The organism is Marispirochaeta aestuarii (genome assembly GCF_002087085.1).
GTDB lineage: Bacteria > Spirochaetota > Spirochaetia > JC444 > Marispirochaetaceae > Marispirochaeta > Marispirochaeta aestuarii.
The window spans coordinates 238494-251886 of sequence record NZ_MWQY01000002.1 but is presented as its reverse complement, the minus strand read 5'-3'; the positions used below and the strand labels follow the sequence as shown (position 1 = coordinate 251886).

10 protein-coding genes are annotated in these 13393 nt (G+C 55.1%); 5 read left to right on the top strand and 5 right to left on the bottom strand.

All coding sequences use genetic code 11. From position 1 onward, the window contains the following. The first annotated feature begins 73 nt into the window (after positions 1 to 73). Positions 74 to 1693, top strand: a complete 1620-nt coding sequence (hcp, locus tag B4O97_RS02645; protein ID WP_083048189.1) for a hydroxylamine reductase — start codon at positions 74 to 76, stop codon at positions 1691 to 1693. Positions 1694 to 1762: 69 nt separating this feature from the next. On the opposite strand, the gene B4O97_RS02640 is transcribed toward hcp, so the two are convergent. Beyond that, the gene (locus B4O97_RS02640) at positions 1763 to 2182 is read right to left on the bottom strand and encodes an OsmC family protein (RefSeq protein WP_083048045.1); all 420 of its coding nucleotides are present in this window, start codon (positions 2180 to 2182) and stop codon (positions 1763 to 1765) included. A 201-nt stretch (positions 2183 to 2383) separates the two neighbouring features. On the opposite strand from B4O97_RS02640, the gene B4O97_RS02635 reads away from it, so the two are divergent. From B4O97_RS02635 to B4O97_RS02625, 3 genes are all read left to right on the top strand, one after another. Then, complete coding sequence (locus B4O97_RS02635; RefSeq protein WP_083048043.1) at positions 2384 to 3022, top strand: hypothetical protein; 639 nt, start codon at positions 2384 to 2386, stop codon at positions 3020 to 3022. Positions 3023 to 3127: 105 nt separating this feature from the next. Next, entirely contained in the window at positions 3128 to 4366 is a 1239-nt protein-coding gene (locus B4O97_RS02630; protein ID WP_158084114.1) for a PIG-L deacetylase family protein, read from the top strand. Beyond that, on the top strand, positions 4302 to 5483 hold the full coding sequence (locus tag B4O97_RS02625) for a polysaccharide deacetylase family protein (protein ID WP_083048039.1): 1182 nt from the start codon (positions 4302 to 4304) through the stop codon (positions 5481 to 5483). The genes B4O97_RS02630 and B4O97_RS02625 overlap by 65 nt, the downstream gene beginning before the upstream one ends. 18 nt (positions 5484 to 5501) lie before the next feature. On the opposite strand, the gene B4O97_RS02620 is transcribed toward B4O97_RS02625, so the two are convergent. The 4 genes from B4O97_RS02620 to B4O97_RS02605 all read right to left on the bottom strand — a co-directional run bounded on the left by B4O97_RS02620 (position 5502) and on the right by B4O97_RS02605 (position 11887). After that, the gene (locus B4O97_RS02620; RefSeq protein WP_083048037.1) at positions 5502 to 6677 is read right to left on the bottom strand and encodes a 6-phosphofructokinase; all 1176 of its coding nucleotides are present in this window, start codon (positions 6675 to 6677) and stop codon (positions 5502 to 5504) included. Between the two features lie 37 nt (positions 6678 to 6714). Beyond that, entirely contained in the window at positions 6715 to 9333 is a 2619-nt protein-coding gene (locus B4O97_RS02615; RefSeq protein ID WP_198947002.1) for a PEP/pyruvate-binding domain-containing protein, read from the bottom strand. A 46-nt stretch (positions 9334 to 9379) separates the two neighbouring features. After that, the gene (gene gdhA, locus B4O97_RS02610) at positions 9380 to 10726 is read right to left on the bottom strand and encodes an NADP-specific glutamate dehydrogenase (RefSeq protein ID WP_083048035.1); all 1347 of its coding nucleotides are present in this window, start codon (positions 10724 to 10726) and stop codon (positions 9380 to 9382) included. 147 nt (positions 10727 to 10873) lie between these two features. Beyond that, the gene (locus tag B4O97_RS02605) at positions 10874 to 11887 is read right to left on the bottom strand and encodes a DUF128 domain-containing protein (RefSeq protein WP_083048033.1); all 1014 of its coding nucleotides are present in this window, start codon (positions 11885 to 11887) and stop codon (positions 10874 to 10876) included. A 143-nt stretch (positions 11888 to 12030) separates the two neighbouring features. Between B4O97_RS02605 and B4O97_RS02600 the strand changes: the two genes are divergently transcribed. Then, entirely contained in the window at positions 12031 to 13239 is a 1209-nt protein-coding gene (locus tag B4O97_RS02600; RefSeq protein ID WP_158084113.1) for a sensor domain-containing diguanylate cyclase, read from the top strand. Positions 13240 to 13393 lie beyond the last annotated feature (154 nt).

Genomic DNA, 13393 nt, shown 5'->3' with positions numbered 1-13393 from the left:
CAAAGGAATTAGAAAACCGGGGGATTGCAGTCCCCCGGGAAGAGATTATTTGATTAAGGAGAAAGCTATGGGAATGTTCTGTTTTCAGTGTCAGGAAGCAGCAAAGAATACCGGATGCACGGTAAAAGGGGTCTGCGGCAAGGAGGACCACACCGCGGGTGTTCAGGATCTTCTGATCTACAGCCTGAAAGGGCTTTCCGCGGTCGCCATGGAGGCCGGAGATGAAGAGAGCATAAGGAGTGCCGGCTGGCAGGTCGTCCTGGGGCTTTTTTCAACCATCACCAATGCCAACTTTGACGATGAAAAACTAAAGGGTTCTATCAGAAACACCCTCTCCCTCCGGGACCGGCTGGTCAAAAAGAACGGCGGGACCTCTAAAGGAGACGCAGCGACCTGGTCGCTTCCGGAAAACCAGTGGACCGCCAAGGCCGCCCAGGTGGGAGTGCTCGCGGAGGAGAACGAGGATGTGCGCTCCCTCAAGGAGCTGACCATCTACGGCTGCAAGGGAATTGCCGCCTATACCGAACACGCCGGACGTCTGGGCTTCGAGGATCCGTCTATTTACAGGTTTTTACTTGAAGCCCTGGACGCCTGTCTCGAAGAGAAGAGCGCCGATGACCTGGTCCAGCTCGTCCTCAAGACCGGAGAAACCGCTGTAAGCGCCATGGCCCTGCTGGACAAGGCCAACACCGAAACCTACGGTTCCCCGGAGATTACAAAGGTAAACATCGGGGTGGGGGAAAATCCTGGAATCCTTATCTCCGGACACGACCTCAGGGACATGGATGATCTTTTAAAGCAGACCGAGGGCACCGGTGTGGATGTCTATACCCATTCCGAAATGCTCCCGGCCAACTATTATCCTGCCTTCAAGAAGTATTCCCATTTTGTGGGGAACTACGGAGGCTCCTGGTGGAAGCAGGACAAGGAGTTCGCCAGCTTCAACGGACCCATCGTCATGACCACCAACTGTATTACACCGGTAAAGGAGGCCTACAGGGATAGAATCTTTACCACCGGTGTAACCGGGTACCCCGGAGTAAAGCATCTGCCCGAACCCGAAGGGAGAGCCCGGAAGGATTTCAGCGAGGTCATAGCCCTTGCAAAGAAATGTGATCCCCCCACGGAGATCGAGACAGGCGAAATCGTCGGCGGTTTTGCCCATAAGCAGGTTATCGCCCTGGCGGATAAGGTTGTGGAAGCCGTCAAGAGCGGCGCCATCAAGAGGTTCGTGGTAATGGCTGGGTGTGACGGCCGTCAGCCGAAACGGAGCTACTTTACCGAAGTGGCTGAAGCCCTGCCCCAGGACGCGGTTATACTGACCGCCGGATGCGCCAAGTACCGCTACAACAAGCTGAACCTTGGCGATATCGGCGGTATTCCCCGGGTGCTGGATGCCGGACAGTGCAACGATTCCTACAGCCTGGCCGTAATAGCCCTGAAACTGAAGGAGGTCTTCGGCCTCGACGATATCAACAAGCTGCCCATCTCCTTCGACCTGGCCTGGTATGAACAGAAGGCGGTGGCGGTTCTGCTGGCCCTGCTTCATCTCGGAGTCAAGGGAATCCGTCTCGGACCGACCCTCCCGGCCTTTCTTTCGCCCGGAGTTGCCAAAGTACTGGTGGAGAACTTCGACATAAAACCCGTTGGAGAGGTTTCCGCCGATGTGGAAGCCATGATGGCAGGCGCCTGAAAGAAGCTCAGCGGTATCGTAAGCAGCCGTCCCCCTGATCGGGGACGGCTGTACGTTTTTTACCCGGGTTTAGTCCAGGTACTCAATCCTGAAGGACAGGTCGGATGCTTCCTTCAGCATCGCCGAAACACCGCAGTATTTTTCCTGGGACAGTTTTACCGCCTTTTCCACCTTGCTCTCGTCCAGCCCGTCGGATTTTTTGAATTGATAGACCAGCTCAATACGGGTATAGGTTTTGGGATGTTCTTCACTGGTCTCAGCATCGACTTGCATGTTAAAGAAGCTTAAAGGCTGTCTCATCTTCGACAGCATGGCGGCCACATCCATACCGGAACAGCCTGCCAGGGCTGTCAGGAGAAGCGGTTTGGGACGTACCCCGCTGTCGCTGCCTCCCGATTCGGCATCGGCGTCCATACGGACCGTGTGATTTCCCAATCTGCTTTCAAAGGCCATCTCTCCCTTCCACTCACAGGAAATTGTCTGTTTCATCAGCGCGCTCCTTGCGTGTAGTATCTTTCTCTATACGTATAAAGTAGTGGAGGGGAGTACCTCGAGGCAAGTTGTGCGGGAATCTCCGCCTCTTATGGAAAGAACTTGCGGAAAAAAAACTTGACGACATCCGGGGAGTGACCTACCATAGAAGAAGTCTGATTAATATACTTCAATACATAGAGAGGAAGGTGAAGCATTATGAAGAAGGTTATAACCCTTTTCGCAATCCTGGGACTGCTGATCCCGATGTTCGGTCTGGATTTTCCCATGCCGGAACATCAGTTTGCCCAGGGAGATTGGAAGCTTTTGGGGGACCGTCTTTACCAGATGGATGAGGATGAACCACTGGCGAAGGCAAACATCAGAATCCCCCAGGCCGGGCCGATGGTTTACGCTTTCAATGTTCGTTACGAGGGAGGCGGAGAGGACCTGCACGGTGGATTCGGCATACACGTTTTTGCCGATTCTGTTCATCCCCGCAAATCCTGGGGAAGCGGAAAATCCTATCTGTTATGGCTGAACTATGATGCGGATCCTGTTTCTGACAATATACCCAAAGGTTTAAGCGCTCAGGTGTATCACAGTGTCAGCCATACCAGAATGGACCTGGTCAAGAGCATCGATCTGAATAAATACGCCTATCTGCTGAATGCGGAAAACCTTGATACCGAGGTACCTGTGCGGATCGTTGTAAACGGTTTAACCGGCCGGGTGAGAATCTACAGTGACCTGTATCCCGGATACTATGTCTATTTTGACATCGGAGACGGCAAACCCATGAAGGGCGAATGGATAGCCCTTCGAACCAACGGAATGGCTGCCAGTTTCGGCATGTAATTCTGTACTGTTCCCAAGAATAGTTACAGTGCCGGGGTCGTAAGGTCCCGGCATTTTTCGTATATGCAGCTGCCGAAACTGTTCACAACGAGATCCTCAGCCATAATGCGTCGGTACCTTCGTATACGGCTGGATGCTCCCGATGGCGTCTGGCATGTAGTCGATCTGCCTGTCGAGAGATTCTGCTGCGGTTTTTCCCATGAAAGCGACATTGATCTGCGCCATTTTATCGCTGTTCCGGGGAAAGGTCCCCGGTACTCCGATGAACTCTGCTTCGCCCCCGAAGGCGGAAGCCTCCGGGTCAGTTCCCGCAGGAGGATTCTGATTGCCGGTGTCGAAGGACGTTCAGGCAGACTGAGTCAGGGCTCCTTTCTCCGCTATGGAAAGCTGAAGATCAGCTTTACGGGCTTTTTCGAAGAGCATCAGGAGGTCCTGTCGGGGCCGGGATTCCCCTGGAAGCCCGCTGCCGCAGTTGTCGTTCTCGTTCTTGGAATAAGCGTCGGGCTTTCTGCATTTTTTGCCAATTTTCATGTTCCCCGGGAAACAGGGACGCAGCCCGGTGTGGAAACCGCCGCTCTGCTGCCGGAAACTGACGACCTCAGTTCCTTGTCCGGTAAGGAGCCGGGAGAAAGGGCGGATATACTCTTTATCCATGCCCATCCGGACGATGAGTCCATCGACTTTGGCGCCCTCATGGCCCACTGTGACCTTAAGGACCTTGATACGGCCCTTGTTCTCTTTACCGACGGGGAATCCGGGATTTTTCAGGAAGGATACGCCGGACCCCGGGGGGATCTTTCCACCCTGCGGCTCGCGGAGGTACAGCGGGCTCTCGGCCTTCTCGGAAACGACTGGTATCTGCGCCTGGGGTTGAAGAACCATCCCTACAACAGTATCAGCCAGGAGATGAGTCCCCGGGAGGTAATGATGATCTGGGGGGGAGAGGAGAGCCTGGTCAGTCAGATCGAGACGCTTATCCGCAGATTCGAACCTGCTGTTGTGGTATCGCCGGATGGACCTTCCCCGGCCCGGGAGCACTTTGAGCATGAAGCAGTGGGACTGGTAGTGGCGGAGGCAGTCTCCAGACTGCGGCAGGAAAAGCTTGCGTTTCCGCTGGCCCATCTTGTGAGTGTCGACCCGCGGCAGAAAGAGTTCTATCCCGATGCAGCAGCCTTTCCCCGGGCCGGGGTCACCGATATTCAGCGACAGGCCCTGGAATCCCATGCTACCCAGGCAGACGCTTCGCTGTTTGCTGTTCAAATGATAGAGGAATACGACCATGAGTATTATCAGATTAAATTCTGGGACCTGGATCAGGCTCCGGAGGATTATTTCCTGCCTTAAAGGAATCCTTGCACTGATCTGCTGCATCCTCCTGTTCTCCTGTGCCGGGATTTCCGGAGCCGGCACCAGGGCAGAGGAGGAGCCGACACCTCTTCGAATCTATCCCGCAAGATGGTACAAGGATCATGCCGCCGCCTGTTCCCTTACCTTTGACGACGGTACCCTGGACCAGTATGCCGTGGCGGCACCGGAACTGGATAAACGGGGCATCCGGGGAACCTTTTTCGTTGTAACGGGTTTTGTGGACCGGGGAGCCTGGCAGGACGGCCCCTTCCTGCGGCGGCTATTCAGCTGGGAACAGGCCCGGGACCTGGCATGGCGGGGGCACGAAGTCGCGAGCCACACGGTTCACCACATCGATCTTGCCGCAAATCCCGCAGAGGCGGCAGAGGAACTGTCCCGGTCCCGGGAGAGACTGATGGATGAGCTGCCCTGGGTTCCCGCCGTCAGTCTCGGCTGGCCCTACTGGCGCAGTTCCGAGGAAGCGGTTGCCCTGGCAGAAAAACTGTACATCGCCGCCAGAGCCGGGGGAGTCAAAGCGGGACCGGAGGACTGGTTTTACGGCGGAGTCAACGGGGGGAGCCCGGAGAACATTTACCGGATCGGGGCCAGGGGGATTCTCTCCTCCGACGGTGAGGCGGAGCTGCGTCCCATTCTGGAAGAGGTCTATTCCAGGGGAGGATGGCTGATACCGAATTTCCACGGCGTTGACGACGGCACCATCGATTCCTCCGCCCTGGGATGGGAGGCCCTCAGCCTGGAGGTCTTCCGCCGGATTCTGGACAGCCTTAAAGAGCAGGATATCTGGTTCGCCCCCTTCGGCGAGGCGGCCCGCTATGTTATGCAGCGGGATGCCCTGGTCCTGGAAACAGCCAGGGCAGGGCGGGTGATTTCCGTCGACTATTCCTCGGCCCTGGATCCCGGAATTTACAACCAGAGGCTGACCCTGGTGGTGGAAATCGGACAAAACTTCCGGATAAAACGGGTGGATGAGACGGAGACGGGGAGGCCTCTGGCCTTTACCCGTCAGGCGGAGGGGAAAGTAGTGGACAGGTATCTGATCGATCTGCCTCCGGGGGAGGGGGAGCTGCGGATACTGGCGGATCCGCACAGATAACTCAACTCTTATTCCTCTTTATTCTTCCTCTTCCCTCTGCGGTTCCGCGATTATGCTGCGGTCCCCAAGGCAGGTGCCCACGAGCATGGCGCTCTGGATCCAGGGGTGGTCCAGGGGCACGAGCTTCTTTTTTCCCGCCACACTTTTCAGCGGAACCGCCTGGCAGCTTCTTCCCTTTATGGCAACCATAACGTTGTATTCCCCCCGGGCCAGCAGTTCCGCGGCCTTGGTTCCCAGGAGGGTGCTGTAGAGCCTGTCCGTGGGGGATGGAATTCCGCCCCGCTGAACGTGACCAAGAAAGGTCACCCGGGCCTCGATCCCCGTCAGTTCCTGGATCTGCCGGGTCAGCTGGGAGGCCTTGGGCTCTTTTACCGGATGATAGGCAAAACCGTGCTCGTCGAATTTAACCTCCTCTCGTCTGGGAGAGGTCTTCCTGGTCTTTCCTTCAGCGATGGCCTGCGCTTCCTCCACGGATTTGGCCCCTTCGGCAATGGCGATGATGGAGAAACGCTTGCCCGTGCGGCGGCGTTCCATCAGGTGCTCGGCTACGGCATGCAGGTTGTAGGGAATTTCGGGAATAAGAATTACGTCCGCTCCGCCGGCGATTCCCGATCCCAGGGCCAGCCAGCCGGCGTTGTTACCCATGATCTCGCAGACAATGATGCGGTGATGGCTGGTTGCGGTGGTATGAAGGCGGTCGATGGCTTCGGTTGCAATGGACATGGCGGTATCGAAACCGAAGGTGGTGTCCGTCCGGGCTACATCGTTGTCGATGGTCTTGGGCAGGGTCAGTACATTAATTCCCCCCTTTTTGTGGAGGTGATAGGCGTTCTTCTGGGTGCCCCCGCCCCCCAGGCATACGAGGCAGTCAATCTGGTGACGCTTGATGTTCTCCACCGCCGCGGCGGTCATATCCTGCTTTTTACCCCCGATGGGCATCTTGTGGGGTTTGTCCCGGCTGGTGCCGAGAATCGTTCCGCCCATGGTCAGGAGCCCGGAGACGTTGCGGTCGTCAAGAATAATGCTTCGGTTTTCCACAAGGCCCCGGAAGCCGTCCTGGAACCCGATTACCTTCATTCCGTAGCGGTTAATGGCAGCCTTGGCCACTCCGCGGATGGCCGCATTAAGACCCGGGCAGTCCCCGCCGGAGGTAAGGATACCGATACAGCGTGTTTTTGATTCCTGCTTGCTCATGGAAAAAAGTATAGATCATTCTCCCGGGCTTTGAAAGCTATTCCAGGGAAAGCAGATAGTGCTGATTTATAAGGTCCGCCGCCAAAAGGCTCTTTTCGGGGTCCGTATCCACCACGTGTACCACATCCTCAAGATCCCTGGACTCCTCGTCATCGATAATGGAGAGCAGCTGATTCGGGCGTTCAAGGAGGAGTTCCGGCTGAAAGATGGTTCCCTCCTTACGTGGATACAGGGCAAGGTAGAGTATGTCCAGCTCCACAAGGTCGTTAAAGAAGTGGGTCCCCAGGGAGACATCCGGAATCAGGTTTTCCCCCATGTCCACGACCTCGCATATGCAGGCTGCCCGGCTTATTTCGGAGAAGGAGACCGGAATCCCCAGAAAGACCGTGGTGGTTCCCCAGCGGCCGGGGCCGATGAGAATGGTTTTTATGGAGGGGTCGGAGTTCTTCATTACCCTGCCGATTGTCCGGGCGGTGGAGTGTTTCTTGGATACCGTCAGGGGGCCGTATTTTTCTCCGGAAACATAAATGATTCGCTGGGGACGGATCTCCCGGTTGCGCCCGATTACTGTCCCGGAGGGAGAGGCCATAAGTACCTTCTCCGCCTCTGCCCGGGAAAAATCCAGGTCCACTTCGATGTTGCGCCGGACCTCGAAGGGACGGCACTGGACAATATTGATGCGGTATTCTCCGGGGGCGGTAAAGTTCAGGGTAAACTCCACATCCACAGGGTAAGTATAGGCCTCCTCCAGGGTTTTGAGGATCTTCCGCATGTCATTAATAAAGGGGGTATTCCGGAAAAGTCCGGTAAAGGAGATATATCGGGATTGGGTCTCCCGTTCAAGACTGGTAAGAAGGCTCTTCTCGTTGGGGGAGACGGCTTCCTCCATATCCTGATACTCCGCCGCCACCAGCTGGTTGGCCTCCAGGTCCAGCAGGTCAACCCGTCTCTGGGAATAGCGTCGGATTTCATCCATTCCGGTTTCCGGCCGTTTTTCCGGCGCATTCAGGGCAACCACCCGGGTGTAGTCCTCGTCGGAACGGTCTACGGCCCGGGTACCCATGCCGTAGACAATCCGGATGACCCCGGACTCAGGATCGATCTCCCTGTCCCAGACGTAGGGATTATAGGAGTATCCCACTCCGGCCACGGCGGGGAAAAAGAAGTTTTTATGAAGGTCCCCGGATACCCGCTGGATAAGCAGGGGCATCTGTTCATCCTTGTCCAGAATTCCCAGGTGTGCCCGGTACTGCAGGGCCTTTTCGCTTAAAGTACTTGCATAGATTGTCTTTATGGCGGTGAGCAGGTTTTCCAGCCGTTTTTCCCGGGAGCCCTGGTTCGGACAGAAGATGCTTTCGTATTTGCCCGAGAAGGCGTTGCCGAAATTGTCTTCCAGCAGGCTGGAGGATCTTACAATGATGGGAGACTGCCCGAAGTAGTCCAGCATGTCCGAGAATTTGCGGATTATATCCTCGGGAAACTGGCCGGTCAGGATAACCCTCCGGGCGTATTCCGCCACCGAAAGGAAGGTGTCGATCTCCTTCTGCTGGTGCCGTATCCACCAGCAGCCGTTGATCACCATGTAGGTATAGAATACATCGGATCCCACGTAGAATGAGTCATGGACCTCCAGGCAGCGGCTCAAGGCAGGGTCTTTCTTCTGCAGCATGGCCCGGGCAAGGAGCATGCCCGTGGACTTTCCGCCGATAAGGCCGGTGCCGATAATCCTTCTTCCGATGGTAAGCAGGTCCTTCAGGGAGAAGTATTGCCGGGCCAGGGGTAAAAAGCGTTCATCCCGGGTTACCGCCATTTTTAGAAGACGATCGGTGTGAAAAGCTTCCTGCCGGCGGGCATCCGGGGTGGGATGGAGCAGGGCCTGATGGGCCTGGGTGAAGTTGCGGTTCCACATGTCCTTGTCTTCGTAGGAGCCGGACTCGCTCTGGAAGGGAGAAAAGGAGAGTATCCGCGAGTTCAGCGCGCTGTTGGTTACCGGCAGGTAGTTCCCTTCTTCTTCACGGTGCAGCATATGCATGGTTGAAGAGTAGCGCTGCTGTACCTTCAAGGGGTGAATGTAGAGCTGTCCCTCGCTGTTGTAGACGTCCAGGATAACCTGGGCCGTATTGTGGATGGGATGCAGGGCGTTGTGGGAGTGTTCCTGGCGGAGAATTCCGAAATAGGCCAGGGCCTCCATGTCCAGCAGGTAGGGGCAGGTAAGCATGAAAAAGTTCCCCAGCATGCGGTCGGAGTACCACTTATCCGTCAGCTCCGAGAGGGAATCGAAAACATAATAGCCCCCTCGTCCGTTTTTCTTTATGGCGGAATGAATGCTGGAAATAAAGGGCTCGAAGCCCTCCGCCGGGTCCGGGGTATTGATCTGAATCCCCGGGTATTCTCCGGCATCCAGCAGGGGTGCGTGGGAGGCAAAGCGAAAATATACCAGCTTCTGGTCCCGGTCGGAGGCAAATTCGGCATAGGGTCTGACAAAACGCAGATAGTCGCCGATGCTGGGCACCTGAAAAACGATGTTGTCCCCCGGCAGGAGGCCCCGGATTATCTTGTCCAGTCCCCCGATGCCGGTGGAGAGGTTTGCATGATCTATGGACATACCGGAACCATTGTAGGGAATTCCCTGGGCTTCCCGCAAGGGAAGAAACAAAAAACCCGCTCCGAAGAGCGGGTCGTGAGAGAGTCAGTCATTATACTTATACAACCCCGTGGGCGACCATGGCATTGGCCACCTTCAGAAAGGCGGCGATGTTGGCACCCATTACGTAGTTGCCTTCATTGCCGAACTGTTTTGCGGCGTTCCAGGAGTTGTCGTGAATGTTCTTCATGATCTCCTTCAGCCGTGCATCGACCTCTTCCCGTGACCAGCTGAGGCGCATGGCGTTCTGGGTCATTTCCAGGCCCGAGACGGCAACACCGCCGGCGTTGGCGGCCTTTCCGGGGGCGTAGAGCACCTTGTTGCTTACGAACACCTCGATGGCTTCAGGGGTGGAGGGCATGTTGGCGCCTTCGGAAACCACACGGCAGCCGTTATTCACCAGGGTCTGGGCCTCCTTGCCGGAGATCTCGTTCTGGGTCGCACAGGGGAAGGCGCAGTCGACCTTGACGCTCCAGGGGCGCTGATCCGCGGTATAGGTCGCCTTGGGATACTTTTTGACGTATTCGCTGATTCTTCCGCGTTTCACGTTCTTGAGTTCCATGACGTAGGCCAGTTTTTCCGCATCGATACCGTCCGCGTCATAGATAAAACCGTTGGAGTCCGAGAGGGTAACGACCCTGGCTCCCAGCTCATTCAGTTTTTCTGTACAGTACTGGGCAACGTTTCCGGATCCGGATACCGCACAGACCTTGCCTCGGAAATCTTCGTCCCTGGTGGCCAGCATGTTCTCGGCGAAATAGACCGCTCCGTAACCGGTTGCCTCGGGGCGAATCAGGGATCCTCCGTAGGAAAGGCCCTTTCCGGTCAGGATTCCCGAAGACTCGTTGGCGATCCTCTTGTACTGGCCGTACATGAAGCCGATTTCCCTGGCACCGACGCCGATGTCTCCGGCGGGAACGTCGGTAGCGGTACCGATATGACGATAGAGCTCGGTCATCAGACTCTGGCAGAAGCGCATTACCTCGCCGTCGGACTTTCCGTGGGGATCAAAATCGGAGCCCCCCTTGCCGCCTCCCATGGGAAGGGTTGTAAGGCAGTTTTTCAGGACCTGTTCGAAGCCGAGGAATTTCAGAATGGAGAGGTTTACCGAGGGGTGAAAACGCATCCCCCCCTTGTAGGGTCCCAGGGCGCTGTTGAACTGGACCCGATAGCCCCGGTTTACGACGACCTTGCCGGCATCGTTTACCCAGGGAATGCGGAACAGTATAACCCGCTCCGGTTCCACCATTCGTTCCAGAATAGCGTTCTCCTGCAGTTCGGGCATTTCGTTGATAACCGGTTCAAGGGTTTCCAGAACCTCTTCGACGGCCTGGAGGAATTCAGGCTCATGACTGTTCCTGGCCTTTACCTGGGCCAGAACATCCTGAATATACGCATTTGCCATGCATGACTCCTTATTATATCTTCAGAATTTGATTGGGTCCCATGATCTTCTGCTTATGCAAATGAGGTGTGAAAAAAAAGACCAGGACCTTGAAAAAAGTATAGAGAATATTGTGGAGTGCATCAAGATGATGGCAACGCGTTGCCGTCAAAATTTTACTGTTTTCTTCATCCGTTCAGGCAGTTCCCGGTAGTCGAAAAGGACGTCATAATCCACCAGGGACGACAGGGCCTTGGACTGGACGGGAATTCCGCTTTCTTCAAGGATTGCCACGGGATTCAGTCCGCCGATTATTACCGCCCCTACATTGCCGTAGCCCACGGGAATATCCAGCAGCGTCTGTCCCGGTTGTCCCACCATGTAGAAACCCCTCATGCCCAGGGCATCCAGAGCGGCATCGATCTCCAGGGTTTTTTCCCGGGCCTCCGCCGGTATCTCCCGGAAACTGGCGCCGATAAGACCGGTACCTGATGAGGTGGCACCCAGGTAATCTGTCATGCCGCTCTTAATGAATATCTCCAGGGGATCGATGGTTGTTCCGTCGTAATTGATAATCTCCACAAAACGGCTGGGCCGATGATTGCGAAGTTCCAGGAGTCCTCCGAAGAGGGAGGTGACAGGAATCCCTTCCCTGAGGAGAACGCCGTTAAGGCTGATGGAGCAGATGGTTCCTATGCCTACGTAGCCCCGGGGAATCCTGAGTTCTCCCGGTTCTTCTCCCTCGTCGAAAAGGCAGAGCTTTGTGCCCATGGCGTAGCCTGCCTGAAAGACCCTGCTCATGAGTTCCGCGCTTCTTGCCGCGTAATCCCGGGAGATGTAACTCACGTTGACAACCACCTTCCCGGTGCAGCTGTGGTAATCGAAGTTCATGGAATAGGTCATCTGGGAGATTCTGGAGGAAAGAAAGCCCACCTTTTCATGAGCCCGAGCCCGGGAAAGCTCCTCCCTGCCCAGGTCCGTCAGAACCCGTCCTTTTTTTCCTATATAGTGGGTTAAGCCCTCATCGTCCATGGCCTGCAGGTGGAAACGTACGGTCCTCTCGGTTATAGTATAACCCTGTTCCGCCAGCTCGGCGGCGATCTCCTTGCTCGAAACGGGACGCTTGTTTTCGATCAGGACATGGAGTATGGCAAGGCGTTTGCGTTCAATCTGATCCTTCATCCGGCTATGCTACTGTGAAAACGGCGCGGGGTAAAGACGGAAAAATCGATATTCTGAGGCCGGCAGCGCCTTCGAAATCAGGTCCGGGAATCAATATTTGAGATTTCCCGATTGCCTGGAGTATGATATCCTTAGAGGTACAAATGAAGAAAAGTTTTTTTAAGCAGATTGTTCATCAGCTGGATTCTCCACTTTATGTGACTGATCCCGAGGGTGTGATTCTCTATGTAAATGAAGCCTTTACCGAGGTGAGCGGTTATTCAGAAAAAGAGGCCCTGGGAAAAAAGAGTTCCATCCTCAAATCCGGCAGGATGTCCGGAGACTACTACGAGCGGCTGTGGAGCAGGCTGCTTGCAAAGGTCTCCTGGAAGGAAGAGATAATTAACCGACGGAAGGACGGTTCCGAATATACAGCCCTTCAGTTTATTACGCCCATCTGCGATGCCAAAGACAGAATACTCTACTTTGCGGCAGTACAGTACGACGTGACCCGGGAGAAGGAGCTTCAGAACGAGAAGGAGATATTCTTCAATGTAAATATCGATCTATTCTGCATCATAACTGAGTCCGGAGTCATCAGACAGGCGAACAGCGCCTGGCAGAATCTTCTCGGCATTAATCCCGAAAACCTGGAAGGACGTTTGATCCAGGAGCAGATCCATGAGGATGACACGGACAGTTTCTTTGAAACCCAGGAAAAACTGATACGGGAAAAGATCCTGCCCCAGGTGGATTTGAGGATACGGAAAGCCGACGGCGAATATAACTGGGTCTCCTGGCGGATACTCTATGATCCGGTAAAAAAGCTCTTCTATGCCAGCGGACGGGATGTTCAGGAGCGGGTTGAAATGGAACGGAAGATCCGTAAGATTTCGAACACCGATCCCCTGACCGGTGCCGCCAACAGGCTGAAATTTGAAGAGGAGTACAAAAAAGAGTTGAATCGTTCTCAGCGGTATCGACTGCCCCTGGCCTTTATTCTCTGCGATATCGATCATTTCAAACAGATAAACGATACCTACGGACATTACCGGGGTGATGTGGTGCTGAAAAAGTTTGTCCATATCATCCATGAAAGCCTGCGGGATACGGACCAGCTCTTTCGCTGGGGGGGAGAGGAGTTTGCCCTGCTCTGTCCCCATACCGGTCTGGAGGATGCCCTAAGCTTTGCAGAACGGATCAGGAATATTATAGAGGAAGCGGATTTCGAGATCGAACAGAATGTGACCATGAGCCTCGGTGTCACCGTCTGCAGGGAAGAAGATACGGAGGAGACCCTGCTCCGGCGTGCCGATGCCGCCCTCTACGAGGCCAAACGAACGGGGAGAAACAGAAGCATATCTATTGAATAATGTTCTCATTAAGCACTTTACAGAAGGATACGCCGGGTTTATAATTAGAGTCAGGTTATAAGAACCGCACTGGCTCACCGAAGGAATGCTTTTTTATTGTCACTGCAGTTGCTGCTGAATTTGTTTCAGCGAACCAGCGCAGATTAGAAGTGAC